The organism is Streptomyces sp. NPDC002265, from assembly GCF_040296125.1.
In the GTDB taxonomy this organism is placed as follows: domain Bacteria; phylum Actinomycetota; class Actinomycetes; order Streptomycetales; family Streptomycetaceae; genus Streptomyces.
On record NZ_JBEOWS010000001.1, the window covers coordinates 62,434 to 80,302 of the forward strand.

Sequence of the window (17,869 nt, forward strand, 5' to 3'; positions counted from 1 at the left end):
GACCAAACGCGTTGCTGACGTGCTCGGTGCAGTTCTCGTGGATGCAGGGAGCAGGTGACTTGAGTCGCCGGGCCTTGTTCCAGGAAGTGCCGGCGATCGTATGTACCAGTCGCAGCAATCCGTCCAGTTCCCGGCACGAGTTGCGCGTGCGCCACGCAAGGTGGCGAGACGGGCGTCGATCACCGCCTAGCGGGTATCGGCATCGCGTTCCAGCGACCGCAGTTGCCTGACGGCCTTCGCGAAATGGCCCTGGGTGCGGGCAGTGACGGCCCGCGCGAAGACAGTCGATGGCCTTCCGGTCGATCCCCCGTTCCATCCGGCATCCCGTGACATGGTGTCCGACACCACCATTCCCCTCTGGTTCTGCCGGCCGCGTGGACGCCGCCGTCCGATGCCCCCGGCGGACGCGGCATATGCCTGCGATGCAAAGAGTCTTAAGTGGCGTCCGCGAACAGTCGCCGGATCAACTCCGGCCAGAGCAGGTCCCAGGTTCCTCGCGACGGGTATGGCGACCTTCTCCAGGAACGGGAGATCGACTGTGAACCTCAGGAGGAGCGCCTCGCGCAGGGCTTGCCGATCCCCGCGTTCGACCCATTCATGCGCAATGTGACGGGAGAGACGAACCGGGCGTGCCGTGCCGCGCTCATCGGTTCACCTCCAGGATCCGCCTACGACGGGCTACCTCAGGTGCGTAAGCGCATCCCGTCGATAGTTGCGTGTGCATGCTCTCGGGGAGTGATCTTGCGGCCCGCGGGAACCTCGACATCGATTAGCCCTGTTGCGGCTGGTCGAAGGATCTCGTGAACGTCCCACTCGTACTCGTAAGAAGGACACACCAGCGAGGACCTCGGCCTGACGGCCGCGGTCCTCGATGCGTTTGCGTGGCTTTCGCGCCACGCGCATCCGCCGCCGCGGCCGCACCCCCAGCGTGCCGAGGTGGCTGCCCTCCTCCGCGTGGCGTGAAACGTGATGTTAACGAAGCAACTAGTTTTGTCATGGACACTTCCCTGAGTTGGTTGCCTGCTGTACCAAATGAAGGCCAGCTTTCCCGCTCAGGGAGGTCTCGTGAGACGCGTCAGATCGCTTTCCGTCCTGGCTACACTCGCCCTCGCGATCATGTTCAGCCTGGTGCTGACCGGTCCGGCACAAGCTGCCGGACCGGCCTATGTCGCACTGGGCGACTCCTACTCGGCCGGCAACGGCGCAGGCAACTACGACAGTTCGAGCGGAGACTGCCACCGCAGCCTCAGCGCCTACCCCTATCTGTGGAAGAACGCCCACGCGCCGTCCTCCTTCGCCGACACCTCCTGCTCAGGTGCGGTCACCACGGACGTGACGAACAATCAGCTCGGCCCGCTGAACTCCGCCACGGGCCTCGTCTCCCTCACCATCGGCGGCAATGACGCGGGCTTCGCCGACGTCATGACCACCTGCGTGACCGGTTCGGACAGTACCTGCGTCAACCGGGTCGCCCAGGCCGAGAGCTACGCGCAGAACACCCTCCCCGCCCGCCTGGACGCCACCTACAACGCCATCCGCGCCAAGGCCCCCAACGCCAAGGTGGTCGTTCTCGGCTACCCGCACATGTATACGCTCAACGTCTTCTGCGTCGGTCTCAGCGACACCAAGCACCGCAAGATCGACGAGGCCTCCGACGTCATCGACAGCGTCATCGCCGCCCGTGCCGCAGCGCACGGTTTCGTCTTCGGCGACGTGCGCGGCACCTTCAACAACCATGAGCTGTGCTCCGGCGACGACTATCTGCACTCCCTGGTGGTCTCGCCGAGCTGGGAGTCCTACCACCCCACCGCCACCGGTCACTCCAGCGGCTACTACCCCGTCCTCAACGCCAACAGCTGACCTCCGCAGAGGCGGGCCGTCCCGGCCCGCCTCCCCGGCATCTGCCGTTCCCCCGCTCCGTACGGTTCAGGCCGACAGTGTCCGCTCCGGGTTCCCGTTCCGCTCCCGCCAGGCGGCGTGGTGCGCGCGGGCCGTCGCCTCGGCGCGGTGGCGGGCGGCGGCGGGGACCGGCAGACGGCACAGGCCGTCCAGGGTGTGGAGCATACGGTCGGCGACGCGCCGCCCCAGCGGGGTGAGCCGGCCCGAGCCCAGGGCCACCAGCGTCGCCTCCCGGGCCGCCGACCGCCAGCGCGCGAACTGCACATGGGCCTCCGTGCGCAGCCCCGGGTCGGGTTCCGTCTCGCCCCGCCGGGCCCAGAAGCAGGCCACGCCCAGATGGGCGTAGGCCCCGTGGAACAGGCCGAGCAGGGGGCGCGGGTCGGGGCGCCAGGGGGCGTAGAAGCGTTCCGGGCCGGGCTCCAGCAGGTCGAACAGGTGCAGCAGGGCGGAGAACTTGTTGTGCTGCATCTCGTGCGTCATCGTCGCCGCGAATCCCGTCGCCGTCGTCGGCCGGGACATCGCCACACACCCGAACGTCTCCGCGCTGCTGCCGCTGACGGTACCCTGGCCGGTGCCGGTCAAGGGCACCAACTGGCGTGGACCCGCGGCCAGTTCCTCGTACAGGTCCGGATGGTCCGCCCGGAGCAGTCCGCAGGCCTCCCGGGCCGCCGTCACCCAGTGGTGGATCTCGTCTGCTTCCAGGTCGTCGGGGCGGCGCACCGCGTTCGGGAAGCCGGGCTGGTCCAGGACGTCCAGCAGCAGCGGGGTACCCGGGGCCAGGGTCTCCAGCAGGTACGCGCCGTGCCAGCGGCCTTCGCTGCGGTACGGGGACGCCGGTACCGGCACCGGAGGGTCGCCGGGGGACCGGCCGGTCAGGGAGAGCAGGGCCCGGCCGGACGTGTCGACGCGCAGCACGGCCTGCCCTCCTCGGCGGGCGGCCGGGAAGTGGGCCCGGCCGAGCGACGGCAGGGCCACCCAGGCCCCCTCCACCGGCCACTCCACCCGCGCCGCCAGCCCCGCGCGTACCGTCGCGGCCGCGGCCAGCGCCGTGTACCGGCCCAGCGGCGCCCGGAGAGCCGGCCGGTCCTGCTCCCGCCGTCCGGTCAGTCGGGCGAGCAGCCCGAACAGGGCGGGCCCCGCCGCCGGATGGGTCAGTACGGCCGCCGTCGCCGCGGGGTCGGCGCGGGTGGCGGCGGCGAGCAACTCCCAGGCGCGTGCTGCCTCCTCGGCCACCTGGCCCCCGGTCTCCCGGGCCGCGGCCGTGACGGCGTACGCGCAGGCAAGGCGGCGGCTGTGCTCGGCGCGGGCCAGGAACCGCAGGGCCTCGGCCCCGCCGGCGCCCGCGGCGACCGCGTCGAACAGCGCGCCCGGCATCCGGTGCGGAGACGGCGTCATGCCGCTCCCGCGCCCGACGCGTCCGAGGTGCCCGACGCACCCGATGCGTCCGAGGTGCCGGTGGCCGTCAGGTCGGTTTGCAGGCGGTGTCTCACGCGGCCGATCAGTTCGGTGAGTTCGGCGCAGTACACGCTCGGGTTGGCGAATCCGGTGTCGCGCCGGTAACGCGTCGCGTAGTGGCCGCCGCCGCACACGCGGTGCAGCGGGCAGGCCCGGCACCGGGCGCACAGACCGGCGGCCCCCCACTGGCGCGCCGCGACGCCCGGATGGCGCAGGAGGTCGTCGAAGGAGTGGTCGCGGACGTCGAGCCCGGTGCGGGTGGCGCCCTCGTACGCGGTGCGCAGGGCGTCGTCCTGGGCGAGGGAGCCGTCCGTCTCCACCACCGCGTAGCGCACGGGGGACAGGCCGAGCGTCTCCGTCTGCGGGGTGGCGCCGAGCAGCAGCGCGAGCAGGTCGTCCAGGAGCCGCACCCGGGTCTCCTGGGCCGGGGCACCGTACCAGCGCTCGAAGACGGCCCACAGCCAGTCCGCGTACGGGGTGCGCCGCCCGGTGGGGTCCAGGCCCGGTGGCGGAGTGTGCCAGTTGCCCAGCGGGAGAAGGAAGTCGACGGCCGGCGGCCGGTGGGCGAGGAGGTCCTCGTAGGTGCGCACCGGGTCGTTGCGCAGGTCGATCGTGCACAACAGTGCGGCGAACAGCGGGCGGTAGGTGTCCTCGGAGAGCAGGCGCAGCGCCGTCCGCACCCGGCCGTGGCTGCCCCGGCCGTCCGCGCCCCGCCGGTGCCGGTCGTGCGCGGCCCGTCCGCCGTCGGTGCTCACCCCGATGCGCAGTCCCAACTCACCGCACAGGTCCAGGCGTTGCCGGGTGAGCCGTACCCCGTTCGTCTGCAACGACAGGTGCAGGCGTATTCCCTCGCCGAGCGTCTCGCGCAACACTCGTACGATACGGGCGAGTTCGGCGTCCCCGACGAGCAGTGGCTCGCCGCCGTGCAGCACCACACCCGCCTCCGTCGTGCCGTGCGCGGACAGGTGGGCGGCGATGCGTTCGGCGGTGCGGGCCAGTGTCGCCGGGGTCATGCTGCGCGGCTGGGCGCGCCAACTCTGGTCGTGGGAGCGGTACATGTAGCAGTAGTCGCAGGCGAGATCGCAGCGGCTGTGCACCTTCAGGACGAAGGAGTGGAACGGGTGCGGCACCCAGCCCGCGGCCCGCGAGGCCGCCACGTCGGCGTCCCTCGGCCAGGGCGGCTCGGCATGGAGCAGTGGCGGTCGACTCATCCGCTTCCCCCCGAAGGCGTACGCAGCGGACCAGGCCCGGCACGGTCGGCGGCGCACTCTGTTCGACCAGTATTCGTTCGCGGTGCGGTCAGCGTCAACATCACGAATTAGTCAACAGGGCTCCTGCGGAGGTCAGTTGTCCTCGTCCGGTGCGCTCCGGCCGCTGCCGCCGGAGCGGGCCTCGGCGTTACGCTGAAACGGCATTCCCGTAGCCTGCCGGACCTGCCGGCGCCCGGCGGGCCGTTCCGGCGGTCCACGAGACCTCATGGAGTGGACACCATGGCAGCAGCCGAAGGCGTCACCCCCGGTGAGGCCCGGGCCGGCGGGGGCGCCGAGCCGGTGCCCGACGTGGAGTCCGCCGTTCTGGACCTGGCCGCGCTCGCGCCCGACGACCTCGCCGCCCTGCCGGACTCCGTGCTCGGCGCGGTGGTGCGCCGGGTGTACGCGGGCTGCGCGGAGGGCGATCCGTTCGTCACCGGGCACCAAGAAAGCGCATAACCGCCCGGTGCGCGGAGCAGCCCTATACTGACCTCCACGCGTGTCCGTTTTGTTGGCATTTCCGGTTGGTTCTGTCCGCTTCGGTCACCGCCCCGGTCACCGCCCCTGCCGTCGCGTCCGCCGTCGCACCGGCCGCACCCGCCGTATCCGCCCCACCTGTCGTCGTCCCTGTAGCGCCGCGCCGAGCGGAGAGGTCATGTCAGACGTCAACCCCCTCGACCGCCCAGGTCCTTTCGCCGTCTTCCTCGCGACCTCGGAGAACCTCGGTCTGAGCACCACCCTGCGCAACGCCGCCGACATCCTCGCCGAGGCCAACCGCAGCGTCCTGCTCGTCAACGGCCGCCGCACCGCCGACGGTCCCGCCGTCCCGCTGCCCCCGCCCGAACCGGGCGAGGTCCGCACGGTCACGGTCGGCGGCCGCGCGCTCGCGGCCCTCGCCGCCGACCCCGTCGCCGTGTCCTACGACCATGTCCTGATCGAGGCACCGGTCCCCGACACACCGGAGGCGGTGGAGGCGACCCGGCCGGCCGCGTACGCCGACGCACTCGTCGTCTGCTTCGCGATGACCGCCTGGTCCATCGACGGAGCCGCCGCCCTCGCCGAGGTCCTGACGGTGCGCCGGTCCGACGGCGGCGCCGCACGGCTGCTCACCCTCGGCCTCAAGAGCGACGTCGCCGTCCACGACCGGCTGCGCAACGCACGCGAGCGGGTGCGCCGCAAGTTCGGCCCGATCGCCCGCACCCTGGGCGGCGGCGACATCCCCTTCCTGGAGATCCCGTACAACCCGATGTACCAGGACAGCCGCAGCCTCGCCGTCGAGGCCGAGGACGCCGGGACCGTCACCGGGCTGCGCCCCTACTACGAGCGGCTCGCCGACTGGCTGCGCGACCGCCGCACCGCGCGGCTGACCGATGTCACCGTCGTGCACTCCACCCGGCACGCGCCCTGGGCGGCCTGGCTGCGCGACCGGCTCGCCGCGCAGGGGGTGCGCACCGAACTGCGGCGCGCCGACACCTACACGGGTGAACGCCCCGACCCCGGCGGCGCCCTGCTGTTCGTGTCCCCCGACGACGCCGACGACACGCTCCTCGCCCAGATCGGGGCGCTCTCCCACACGGACGTCCGCATCGTGCTGGTGGACGAGCCGTTCCCGCACGCCGAGGCCGCCCACCACGAGCGGATCGACCTGCGCGGCACCACCGAGGACGAGGCGCTGCGGCTGCTCTTCACCGGTCTCGGACTCGATGCCGCCGAGTACGCCGTCCCCCGCGCCGCGGCCCGTTTCCCGCGCCTGCCGGAGACCACCAACGTCGCCCCGCGCGGCGTCGGCCTCGTCGACCGCGGCGAACTGCTCGCCCGGATCGACGAGTCGCTGCGCGACGCCGGCCGCGACGGGTCCTGCCTGGTGCTGCACGGGCCCAGCGGCTGGGGCAAGAGCGATGCCGCGCACGAGCTGTGCCACCGCTACGGTGCCGGCTACGACGTGGTGTGGTGGGTGCGCTCCTGGGAACGGCAGCGCGTCGAGCGCGGTCTCGCACGGCTGGCCGTCCGCCTGGGCGGCCCCGAGGAACGGCTCGCCACCGGCGGCGACGACGCCGGTGTCTCCCGGCTGCTGACCCGGCTGTCGCGCCCCGACGACGACCTGGGCAGCTGGCTGCTCGTCTACGACGGTGTCACCGACCCCGCCTCCCTGCACGGACTGCTGCCCGTACCGCACGAGCGCGGGCATGTCCTGATCACCAGCCGGCGGCCACCCGAGCCGGGCACCGGGGCCCCGCCCCTGACCCCGGCCGCCGAGCACCCGGCCGACCCGCCGCAGGAGACCCCGGTCGGTCCGCCCGCGGCGACCCCTCGCCCTCGCACCGGTCCCGAACCCCGCCCTCCGCACCTCACCCCCCTGGCCATCCCCCCGATGACCCCGGACGAGAGCCGCGCGCTGCTTGCCGACCGGGTTCCGGAGATCACCGAGCAGCAGGCCGGACAGCTCGGCAGCGTCGTGGACTTCGTGCCGCACGCCCTCCAGCTGGCGGCCCACTGCCTGGCCGAGCGGGTCGCGGCCCACCGCCGCGAGGACCACATGAACCCGGATGCCGCCCTGCGCGCCGCCGTCGGCGACGTGCTGGCCGAGTACCGGGCCGGCAAGACCGAACTGCTGCGCCACAGCGAGGGCGTGGCCCCGCTCGCGGTGATGGTCCGGGTCGCCCGGCGGGTCGCGCAGGCCACCCCGGGCGCCGCGGCCTGGCGTGCCGAGAGCCCCGAACGCGACGCCCTCGGCTGGCTGTTGGACGCCGCGTCCCTGCTCACCGGCCGCGGCATGGGGCTGGAACTGCTGCGCTCGCGCCGCATCCTGTCCGAACTGGCCCGCGACGACGACGCCGACCGGCCGGTCACCGCGCCGAGCACCCGCCACCCCGACGACGTACAGCTGCCCGACGAACACATGGTGAGCGTCGCCCTGTGGGCACTCGCCCAGGTCGGCCTGCTCGACGTCGACTTCGACCGCGCCGAACAGCCCCTCGCCCAGCACCACGGACTGCGCGACCTGATCAGGGCCGGCATGGCCGACGCCGACCGGCGCCACATCGAGTCGGTGCTGCGGGGCATCCTCGCCGAGTACGCCCCGCAGGAGAACCAGGAACTGCCCGCCGACTGGGCCCGCGAGGTGTACTCGTTGCGTCTGTGGGAGGACCCCCGGCCCCGGGTGCGCCGCTCGCTGCTGCGCCACCTCGGCGCGCTCAGCCGGCGCGCCGAGTCCGCCGACCTGGACCGGCTCCTGGAGATCGCCGGGCTGGCCCGGGCCTGGTGGCATGCCGACGACGACGAACAGTCGCCCGAGTACCTGCGGCTGCTCAACTTCACCGCCCGCGCCCACCGGTTGCGCGGCGACTACGACACCTCCCGCCGCCTCGCCCAGGAGGCGCTCGCAGGACACCGCAGGCTGCTGGGCACCACCCACCCCCGCACCCTGCTGTCCGCCGACTCCTACGCCGCGACCCTGCGCGCCGTCGGCCGGTTCGACGACGCCCTGCTGCAACTGCGCCCCGCGCTTGAGCAGTTGGAGCTGCTGCTCGGCTGGAAACATCCCGCCACCCTCCAGGTCGAGCACAACGTGGCCCTCACCGAGGCGCTGACCGGACGCGTCGCCCGCGCCCTCACCCGGCTCCAGGAACGCTTCCGCTACCGGCAGGCGGTCGGCGGCACGGACGACGAGATCGCCTGGGAGAGCGCCGACCTGCTCGCCTACCTCTACCGCTCGGCCGGCCGCACCGGCGAGGCGCACGACCTGCTGCGCCAGCGACTGCGCCGCCACGGCGACGTCTGGGACGGCAGGCGGCTCAACACCGAGGTGGGTCTGGCCGTCAGCGAGCGCCGGCTCGCCGACGGCTTCCCCGCCGTGAAGGATCCCCGCTACGGCTACGAACTCGCCCACGAGCGCGACCAGCGGGCACTGCGCATCTACATCGGCCGCTTCGGCCCCGACCGGTTCGACACCCTGCGCTGCCAGTTCAGTTACGCCGCCGACCTGCACGCCCTCGGCAAGGCGGACGAGGCCGAGGCACAGGCCCGGCAGTGCGGGGACACCCTCGCCCGGCGGTTCGGCGCGGGCCACCCGTACACCGCCCTGTGCCAGGTGCGCCACGGCGTCTATCTGCGCGCCACGGGCGAGACGCGGCTGGCCGAGGAGGTGGGCCGCGGCGCCCTGAACCTTCTCGGCCACAAGCTGGGCCAGGCCCACCCCTGGGTCGCCGCCGCGGAGAACTCCCTCGCCGCCACGCTGGCCGCCGCCGGCCGCACCGACGAGGCGGCCGAGCTCGCCGGGGCCGCGCTGACCCGGCTGCGCGACCTCGGCGTGGCGCACCGCCCCGACGGACGCCGGGTGAGCCAGCACCTGGACCGGCTCACCGCGACCGGATCCGCCCGGCCGGCACCGCCGTCGGGTTACGACATCGACCTGGAGCTGCCCGACGTGTAGTGCACCATCGGAACCGGTACCGGCCGGCCGCAAGCAGCCCGCACTCACCCACCGAAAGGCGAGCACCCGTGGCAGCTCCCGCACACCGACGCACCGACACCCTGAAGGAGTCCCACTGGGCCGACAAGCGTCACGGCCGGATCACCGCCCTGTGCGAGGAGGAGGTCGCGCGGACTCCCCAGATCCGTTCCCTGTCCCACTACAGCAACGGCATCCTCGACTTCACCGTCTTCCGCGTCCCGCGCGCCCCGCTCAGCAGCCTGGTCACCGAGCTGGGCGACGAGGACGAGAGCGAGGCGCTGCCCGGCAGCAGACTGCTGCTGTGCGCCCAGGATCTCGGCACCGTCCTGCGACCGCTGGGAACCGGCGAGTTGATGCGCACGGTCGTCGCCAACACGCGCGGCGGCCTGTGGGGCGGGCGAGCCCGTCCCGGTGAGTTCCTGGCCGCGGCGACGGACCTGCCCGACGGTGTCCCGGCCGTGGACGCCGCCATGAACCGCCTCGTCACCCGGATCCGTACCGAAGTGCACTCGCTGCCGGACGAGTTGCCCGGCGGCGACGTCGAAGCCAAGGCGCACCGGCACGGCGCGGCCGAACCGGACGGCCCGCACGTCGACTTCGGTACGGCCGCCGAACCCGACGTCGGGTACGAGGAGCGGCTGCGCAGCCTGTGGCACACGCATGTGAACACCACCGACCTCCAGTACGCGGGCTACTACCGCGACTGGGCACTGGTCTGCGTCGGCGACGTGTTCGACGCCCATGAGCTCGGGCCGCGGTTCATCGACGTCAGCGTCCGCACCCGGCGCACCGCCTACCGGGACCTCTCCCGCAGCCTGCGCGGCCATCTCGTGCGGCTCACCGACGCGCTCGCCCTGGTCGCCCCGCCCGTACACGGCCACGCCCCGGTGGACCGGCTCGTCCTCGACGTACAGGAGGGCGCCGTGTACGTGCACTGGACCTCGGTGGGCGCGTTCCTCCTGGGCGTCACCCTCGACCAACGCCAGGTCGACCACGCCGAACGCGGCCTGGCGGCACTGGCACGCGCGGTCGGCGGCATCGTCCCGCCACCACGGTGACGGACCCCCGGGCCGCCGGTGCGGTGCGGCCCGCTCCCCGCCCGGTTCAAGGCACCGCGCTGAGGGAGCCCCAGACCTCCTCGGCGAGGACCTCCACGGCTCGCGCGGGTGTCAGTGGATGCTGTGGCTCGGCGCCGCCCAGCAGATGTACGGGCAGCACCTCGACGGCGCACTCGTACTCCCGGCAGATCCGGCGCAGTTCGCTCAGCTGGAGCTCGGTCGGCGCGCCCGGCTGGACACCGCGCGCCCAGGCGGTGACCGAGCCCCGGAAGTCCTCGGTCAGTTCCCGCACCAGGGTGGCGCAGCCCAGGACGCTGAGATCGGCGGGTGTCGCCGCGACACGCCGGTTCACCGCCCGGCCCGCCACCCGCCGCGTCACCGTCTCCAGCATCGCCAGCGCGTCCCGGAACCTGCGTCGTACCGGAACCGGCAACTCGGCCGCCTCCGGCCCGAGTTCGCCGACGGGCCCCGCGGTCGCCGGGACGGTCCCCCTCGGCACGGTCTCCAGTGCCAGCGTCGCGACCGCGCGGCGCAACTCCTCGAGCTGGGCCGCCTGTTGCTGCTCCAGATCGCGCCGCATCCGCTCGCCCAGCTCGGCGAGGTCGCCCTCGCGCTGCTCCTCGACCAGACGGCGTTCCAGTTGCAGCAGCGCCTCGTGCACGGTCTGCGCGAACCCGCCCTGCCGGTACACCAGCGGCCGGGAGCCGATCGACCGCCCGAGCCGGTCCTGCATCGCCTGCGACACCAGCCCGTTGACCACCAGCAGCGCCTCGAACCGTCCCGGGCGCACCGCGCTGCGCAGCCCGTGCACATGGGCCGCGATGCGTTCGGCGTCGTCGGCGAGCAGCACGGAACGGGTGTGGATCACCGCGAGATAGGCGTTGGGGGCGGGCGACAGCCAGTGCACCACCTCGTCCCGGCCGCCCGGCGAACGCGACAGCCGGGCCGGTACCGGATCACGCGAGGCGATCCGCCACTGCCCGAGGTCCAGCGCGTCATGCACGTCGTCGAGGACCTTGCGGTAGGACACCCGCTCGTGCAGTTGCCGTACCGCCGTCAGCATCGTGGCCCCGGTCACCCGGCGCACCACCAGCCTCCGGCCGCCGTCCGGGCCACCGTGGTCCCCGGTGCCGGTGCCGGTGCCGGTGCCAGTGCCGGTGCCGGAACCCGGGAGCGACCCGGACGAGTCCTCCGCCCCGGCTTCCGCGGGCTCAGCGGATTCATAGGAGTCGGCGGGCTCCATGGGCTCCTCGCTGAGCTGCCAGGCCAGCCGGCACACCTTGAGCACCTCGCGCGGCACGCCCTCGGTCAGCTCGTGCAGCAGCCGCAGCGCCTCCTCCTCGAACGGCCCCGTGTCCGGCGCCTCCGGCACCGCCTCCGTCCCGGCGCCCTGACCGCTCTCCGCGAGGTACTTGGCGACCAGTTCCCGGGTGTGCTCGTCGCTCAGCCCCGTCGGCCACAGCTGCACCACCCGCTCGTGCATGCCGGCCCGCAGCGCCCGCAGTCCCTCCGGCGAGGTGCAGAACACGAGCAGACCGCCATGGCTCGTGTAGATGTTGACGAGCCGCTCGAAGGCGTCCATGAAGGTGCGCCGGTTCTCCTCCGGCCAGTCCAGGACCTTCTCCAGGGAGTCGAGCAGCAGCACGTAGGCGGAGCCGACCCGGCCGTGCAGGAAGCCCTGCACCGCCAGCGCGTCGAACACCCGATCGATCCCGGCCGGGTTGCCCGCCCCGCCGCCGGACGGGCCGATCGCCTCCGTGATGCCCCGCTCGCGCAGCGGCTCGGCCGGTTCCTCGCCGCCGAGCCAGCTCCACACCATCCGCTTGAACGGCGGCTCCAGCAGCAGCGCCAGCGCGGTCGCGAACCTGCGGTGCTCCGTGACCTCGCCGAGCGTGCCCCGCAGACCGGCGTGGATCACCTCGGGGTCGTAGCGCAGTGCCGCCACCACCTTGTCCGGGTCGAGCGCGCGTTCCCGCAGCCCGGTCGCGATCTCCTGGAGGGTGTCCCGGCGCGGATCGCCCTCCTGCGCGCCCACCCAGCCCGCCGTCACATAGGCGTAGTAGTCCCGCACCAGCTCCTCGAAGGCCTGCCGGCCCTGCACCGAGTCACCGGGACCGCGCAGCCGGTCTCGGTAGAGGCGCCCCATGTCCTGCGCCGGCTCGTCCACGATCCACATCGCCGCCTCGGAGTGCCGCTCGCGCACCGTCTGGTACGTACGCCGCAGCGCATGGCTCTTGCCGAGACCGTACCCGCCCACCAGGGCGATGGCCCGGCCCCGCCGGCCGGGGGCGGCGGGCGGCGCGAAGTAGTCGTCGACCAGGGCCCGGAGGTCCTGCACCAGCGGGGTTGTGATGTGCGCGTTGCCCGAGTCGGCCCCTCGGACCGAGGCGTCCCCCAGGTCGGACGCCGGACCGAGGCGCACGACCGGGATCAGCGGGAAGGGGTTCTCGTGCCAGATGTCTCCGCGGTCTGGGGCCACGATGGCACTCCTCGTGTATCCGGTTTCGGCTTCCGAGCGGCGGGCGGGTGCGGGGATCACCGCGGGTGGGTGCCGCGGAGGATCGGGTGGGTACGGGGCCGGGCGGCCGCCGGACCGGGGTTCAGGTGCCCGGCGGGGGAGGGGGCTGCCTGGGGACCGGACCGGCGGCGGCCGACGGATGGCGGGCCATGGCCGTCACGTCGAGGACGGGGGCGCCGAGGTCGGCCGCGGTGACCCGGACCTCGCCGCCCGTGCGTCTGCGCTCCTCGGCGATGCTGAAGTACCGCTTGCGCAACTGCCGTACGTCGGACGTGAGCCATGCCCCGGAGTGGACCGGCGCGTCGGGATCGGGATGCTCCCCGCGGGCGGCCTGACTGAACTTCACGGTGTCCTCCGAGGTGAGGCTGCCGAGTTTCAGATGGGTGAGCGCGCTGTTGGGCCAGATCTCGTCGACCACCTCGTGCGCCCGGTCGGGATCGTGGTGGCACACCTCGACGAACAGTACGATTCTGCTCCGCGCATGTTTCAGACAGGTCCTCAGGAAGTCCGTGCGCACGGAACCCATGTCGTCCCGCCAGTCCATGTGCGGCACCAGGACCAGCAGCAGCGCGTCCTGCTGCGCGAGCAGTCTGCTGAGCAGCCGGAACGCCTCGTGGACCTCTGGTTCGTCCCGCACCCGTTGCAGCGACTTCTCGGGGAAATGGTCGCCCAGCTCGTCGACGATCTTGTTGCGCAGGGCGGTGTTGATGTCCTGCGTCGACGCGAACTGTCCCCGCGCGTCCGTGCTGATGCCGTTCGCGCGATTGTCGTAACCGCCGGTCATCACCACGAAGGGCGTCGGCGGCTGGATGACTCCCGCTCGGCCGGCGCCCGCCCGGGGCTGCTGCCTGAAGTGGTCCAGGTACTGGTGGGCCAGATGCACACACCGGTGGATCAGCGTGGTCTTGCCCATGCCGACCGGTCCCGTGACCACGACCAGATGGCCCGTGTCCACCCTCGGAAGGATCATCTCCGGCAGCCTTCTCAGGCACTGCTCGAACTGCTTCACCTGGTCCAGGGCGTGATCGACGTCCACCCACTGACCGGCGTGGCTCGCCTCCACCCAGGGCACCAGCGGATGGTCGTCGAGCAGCGGGGGAGGCAGCCACGGCAGACTGTCCCTGCTGCCCGGCACGTAGACGCCGTACGGGTTGTCCTGGACGCCGTGGGGGTCGTTCTGCACCGGCCCGGTCATACGGCCGCTCCCGGCGCCGTACGGCCGGACCGCCACTCGAGCACGGTGCGCAGGGCCCAGTGCACGGTGCCACGGTCGAGGTCCGACACCGTGCGCAGCACGAGATCCACGGCCTCTCCCGCCTCGCGCGCCTCACGGGCCCGGCCCTCCGAGCCAAGCACCACGCCCTCGCGTGAGGCGGGCAGCGGTCCGGCCAGCGGCAGCCGCTCGACGGCCAGCGCGGCGGCCCGCCGCCGTGCCGCCGGCCCCGGTATCTGGAACAGCGTCCCGGCCAGCGCCTCACGCGTCGACCGTACGGCGGTGTGATCCGCCTCCGGGTCGCTCCCGTAGGCGGCCAGATACGTGCGCGCCGCACCCCGGAACGCCGCCTCGTCGGTCCGCAACCGCTGCCTCGACAGGCGCCGTTCGGACGAGACCCGCTCGGAGAGCTGACCACCCAGGGTGAGCAGCGCACCCGCCGCCAGCGCGGGCAGCCCCTTCAGGAACGTCTCGAACCAGCCGTCCTCGGCACCGGATCCCTGCGCGGCCGGGCCGCCGGAGTCCGCCGCGGCGGCCGTCATCAGCGCGGAACAGGCCCGCGTGAAGTCGTCCGTACGCCGCCCGGCCCACTGCCGCAGCGTCATGTGCCCACCGGACCCCACGGCGCTCGCCGATGCCGTCGGCCCCGAGGCGCCCGGTGACGTCGACGCTCCCGCGGCGCCCGGGGCACTCGACGGCCCCGCGGACCCCACCGGCCGTACGGGCTGAACCGAGTCCTGTCCGGCCGCGCTGCCGGGCACCAGCAGCCCCAGCGCCACGGCGGCCGCGACGAGGTCGTCGCGATGCGCGTCCGACAGGCAGTACACCAACTGCACGTCCCGCTCGTCGGACGCCGACGGCGCGGCGGACGCCGGAGCGGCGCCGGCCGCCAGCAGCAGTGCCGTACCGCAGACCGCCGCGCCGTGCACCGCTGCCGCGTAGGCCGTGAACCGGTGAGCTCCGCGCACGGGGGACCGCGGGCCGCGCGGGGGAGCGGTGGCCCGTTCCGCCGGGCGGACACCGGGCGGACGGCCAGCCCTCGGTGCCCCCCGTCGGCCGTGTCCCGTCCCCTGCCTCATACGCCTCTCCCCGTCCCGGTCGCTCCGTCGTCCGGCAGCACCGGTGTTCCGTATGCCCTGCTGATCCCGCCGGTCCCGGCGGTCGCGCCGGTCCTGTCCGGCCCGCCGAGGTCGCCGCCTCGGCCGCTCCTGCCACCCTTGCCGCTCTCGCTCCCGCCGCCTCCGTACGACTCCTCCCCGGCCGTGGGCCGTCCGCGCTGCCCGTCCGCGCTCCCTGCCCGCGTCTCCCGCCCGTCGGTCCGTCCGCTGATCGGTCTGCCGGTCCGTCTGCCGATCCGTCCGGCTGCCGGCTCGTCCGCCGCGCGGCTACGCCACCGACTTCTTGTCGAGCTTGTCGTCGAGCTTCTTGTCGAGCGCCTTCCGCTCGTGCACGAAGTGACGTGCATGGGCCACCGGGAGTTCCCGGTCGACGACAGGCCGTCGGGTGCGGGCCGAACGGGCCAGCAGCGCCTGCGAGACGCCGTGCAGCACGTTCACCGTGATGACGGCGGGACCCACCGTGGCCGCCGTACCGGGGAAGTCACGCTCCAGCGTCAACGCGATCAGCACGGCCGTGATGCCGTTCTGCTGTCCGAGACCGAGCGCGATCCGGTCGCGGCGCTCCAGATCCCGTACGAACAGGGGCATCACCCCGAGCGCCACCACCGCCTGCGCCCCGAAGGCCGCCGCGCCCAGGACGAATCCCGGCCACCACGCCACCCCGTGGGCCAGCAGCAGCCCGAGCGCAAGGAACGCGGCGAGGAACGCGCCGCCCACCGCACGCTCCAGCCCCTTCGTCAGGACGGCGGACCGGACCACCAGCCCGGCCAGTGCCACCGCGAGCATCAGCTGCTGCGCGGCCGCGAGCACCAGCATCGCCACCACGAGCACGACCGTCGCGGCCGCCCCGGCCCACCTCAGCGACCCGGCACCGCGCACCACGGACGTCACCCGGCGCCCGGCCCACCACAGCAACAACACCCCGGCCAGCAGCGCGGCGTTGAGACCGAGTCCGGTCAGATAGCCGCCCCCGCCGTCGCCCGACACCTCGGGCGCACCCGTGTGTCCCGCCGCCGTGTACGCGTATCCCGCGAGGTAGAGGGTCAGCAGCACGGTCATCGGATCGTCGAAGGACGCCCACGCCGTCAATAAGGACCGGGCCCGCGGCGACATCCGTCCGTTGCGGCCGAGCGCGGCGACGGACAGCGGGTCGATCTGGGCCACCGCGATGCCGAGCACCAGCGCCTGCGGCCGGTGGAAGACCAGCAGCATCGTCCCGGCGATCAGGGCCGCCTTCAGCAGCACCCCCACGGTCACGGCGGCCAGCACCCCGGTCAGGTCGGCCCGCAGCGCGTCGAGATCGATCACGTACGTGCTCCCGTACAGGCCGACGGCCAGCAACAGGCTTGCGCCGAACAGGTATCCACCCGAGTCGACCAGGGCCGAGGTGTCCACCAGGAGCCCGATCACCACGCCCGCCACCAGCGTGCCCGCCGCACCCACCGCGACGACGGGAACCGACTCCGGCCGCCGACGCCAACGGGCATGGCCCGATGTCGCCATGGCTCGTCCCCCCTCCGTTCCGCGCCCGCACGGTGTCGGCGCGGCCGAGGACGCACCGCGCGCACGTCACCGTCGGCCGCCGCGCGAACCTCGTCGTGGGGCAGGTGAATGCTAGGGGGCAGCGATACCGCACGGAAGCACGACACCGGCCTCACGTACGGTAGTTGACATCCCCCCTGGCCCGCGTGGTCGCACGGGACGGCACCGGCGCCGCACCGCCTTGTATGCACGATGCCCTTCGCGGGGCATCACCGAACACGGAGCGGCGGGAAGCGAGCGTATCCGGTCGGATTGCGCGCGCCCGCGACGAGATCCCGGGCGCTCCCCAAACATCCCGGGCGCCTCCCCGGAGAACCCGCTCGCTCCCCGGAGAACCCGCTCGCTCCCCGGAGATCCTGCTCCCTCCCAGCAGAACCCGGACGTTTCCCGGAGAGCCCGGAGGGAGGAAGCGGCGTCACTCGATCTGGCTGGGTGCGGGCGCGGGAGTCTTGCCGGCCAGCACGTCCTGCAGATGCTGGGTTCCGAAGGTGATCGCGTCCGCGGTGCTGTCGTGACTGACGCCCTCCGTGCCGCCGTTGGTGACCGTGACCGCGTTGGGGCCCACCTGCGACGCGGCGACGTCCAGGGTCAGGGTGACGGGCGCGCCGTTCGAGGTGCCCTTCACCGACACCGTAAGACCCTGCCGGGTGTCGCCCGCCTTCGGCAGGGTCGCCTCCACGACCTGTACGGTCCTGTCGCCGCCGGAGCCCTTCACGGTGAACTGGGCGCATTTGTCGGCCAGACCCGCCAGCCAGCTCAGCGACTTGTCGAGGTCGTCCTTGTTGTAGGCCGCGGTCTGCTGGAGCAGCCGTGAGTTGTTCTGGGTGAACCCGACGAGCGCCGAGGCCCCGGCCGGCTTGCCCAGGAGGTCCTCGCGGTAGAGCCCGTCGAGCAGGCGCTGACAGTCGGCGGCGGCCGACTTGTCGGTGACGAACTGGGAGGCGTCGACCGTGCCGGTCAGCAGGGTGTCGTGCCAGGATTTGGGGTCCTGCGCCGGGGTCCAGGCGTCCTCCACATCGGCCGCGGTGATCAGCGCGGCCTGTGCCTGGTCCTGGGTGACGGCGGCGGTCGTGGCCGACGGGCTGGGCGAGGTCGTCCCGGTCGCCGCAGCCGACGTCGTGGCGCCCGAGCCGCCCGATTCACCGTCCGAGCAGGCGGCCGTGGTCAGCAGCGTGCCCGCCGCCAGGGCCGAGGCGAGGACACGGGCGGGTCGGGACGGGCGAGGGGTCATCACGGATGCCTCCTGAGGACGAGGACGTATCCCCGAGGTGCTGGTGCTCCCTTTTCCCTCCCACGGCACCACCGGCTCCGGCGCCCGACCAGCGCACGGAGCCGAAAGGGTGAACGCGGCCCGGCCCGCACC

General features: G+C 73.1%; 11 protein-coding genes. 4 read left to right on the top strand and 7 right to left on the bottom strand.

Annotated elements, in window-relative coordinates; translation table 11 throughout:
- Window positions 1–1,065: 1,065 nt before the first annotated feature.
- The gene (locus ABT085_RS00245) at window positions 1,066–1,860 is read left to right on the top strand and encodes an SGNH/GDSL hydrolase family protein (protein WP_351599870.1); all 795 of its coding nucleotides are present in this window, start codon (window positions 1,066–1,068) and stop codon (window positions 1,858–1,860) included.
- 66 nt (window positions 1,861–1,926) lie between these two features.
- Here ABT085_RS00245 and ABT085_RS00250 read toward each other — a convergent pair whose 3' ends face one another.
- Together ABT085_RS00250 and ABT085_RS00255 are read right to left on the bottom strand one after the other, a co-directional pair.
- Complete coding sequence (locus tag ABT085_RS00250) at window positions 1,927–3,294, bottom strand: aKG-HExxH-type peptide beta-hydroxylase (protein ID WP_351599872.1); 1,368 nt, start codon at window positions 3,292–3,294, stop codon at window positions 1,927–1,929.
- On the bottom strand, window positions 3,291–4,565 hold the full coding sequence (locus ABT085_RS00255; RefSeq protein ID WP_351599874.1) for an FxsB family cyclophane-forming radical SAM/SPASM peptide maturase: 1,275 nt from the start codon (window positions 4,563–4,565) through the stop codon (window positions 3,291–3,293). The genes ABT085_RS00250 and ABT085_RS00255 overlap by 4 nt, the downstream gene beginning before the upstream one ends.
- A gap of 279 nt (window positions 4,566–4,844) precedes the next feature.
- Between ABT085_RS00255 and fxsA the strand changes: the two genes are divergently transcribed.
- The 3 genes from fxsA (at window position 4,845) to ABT085_RS00270 (ending at window position 10,115) form a co-directional block, all read left to right on the top strand.
- Complete coding sequence (fxsA, locus tag ABT085_RS00260; RefSeq protein ID WP_351599876.1) at window positions 4,845–5,063, top strand: FxSxx-COOH cyclophane-containing RiPP peptide; 219 nt, start codon at window positions 4,845–4,847, stop codon at window positions 5,061–5,063.
- Between the two features lie 196 nt (window positions 5,064–5,259).
- Entirely contained in the window at window positions 5,260–9,036 is a 3,777-nt protein-coding gene (gene fxsT, locus ABT085_RS00265; protein ID WP_351599877.1) for an FxSxx-COOH system tetratricopeptide repeat protein, read from the top strand.
- Window positions 9,037–9,104: 68 nt separating this feature from the next.
- Window positions 9,105–10,115 carry a hypothetical protein gene (locus tag ABT085_RS00270; RefSeq protein WP_351599879.1) on the top strand — a complete coding sequence of 337 codons (1,011 nt, stop codon included), beginning with the start codon at window positions 9,105–9,107 and terminating at the stop codon, window positions 10,113–10,115.
- 46 nt (window positions 10,116–10,161) lie between these two features.
- Here ABT085_RS00270 and ABT085_RS00275 read toward each other — a convergent pair whose 3' ends face one another.
- From ABT085_RS00275 to ABT085_RS00295, 5 genes are all read right to left on the bottom strand, one after another.
- Window positions 10,162–12,594 (bottom strand): hypothetical protein, encoded by a 2,433-nt coding sequence (locus ABT085_RS00275; RefSeq protein ID WP_351599881.1) that lies wholly within the window; start codon window positions 12,592–12,594, stop codon window positions 10,162–10,164.
- A 121-nt stretch (window positions 12,595–12,715) separates the two neighbouring features.
- Entirely contained in the window at window positions 12,716–13,828 is a 1,113-nt protein-coding gene (locus ABT085_RS00280; RefSeq protein ID WP_351599883.1) for an ATP-binding protein, read from the bottom strand.
- Window positions 13,825–14,814, bottom strand: a complete 990-nt coding sequence (locus ABT085_RS00285) for a hypothetical protein (protein ID WP_351599885.1) — start codon at window positions 14,812–14,814, stop codon at window positions 13,825–13,827. Before ABT085_RS00285 ends, ABT085_RS00280 begins: the two co-directional genes overlap by 4 nt.
- Before the next feature lie 417 nt (window positions 14,815–15,231).
- Window positions 15,232–16,467 (bottom strand): cation:proton antiporter, encoded by a 1,236-nt coding sequence (locus tag ABT085_RS00290; protein WP_351599887.1) that lies wholly within the window; start codon window positions 16,465–16,467, stop codon window positions 15,232–15,234.
- 454 nt (window positions 16,468–16,921) lie between these two features.
- Window positions 16,922–17,737: a hypothetical protein gene (locus ABT085_RS00295; protein ID WP_351599889.1), complete on the bottom strand. Its 816-nt coding sequence runs from the start codon at window positions 17,735–17,737 to the stop codon at window positions 16,922–16,924.
- Window positions 17,738–17,869 lie beyond the last annotated feature (132 nt).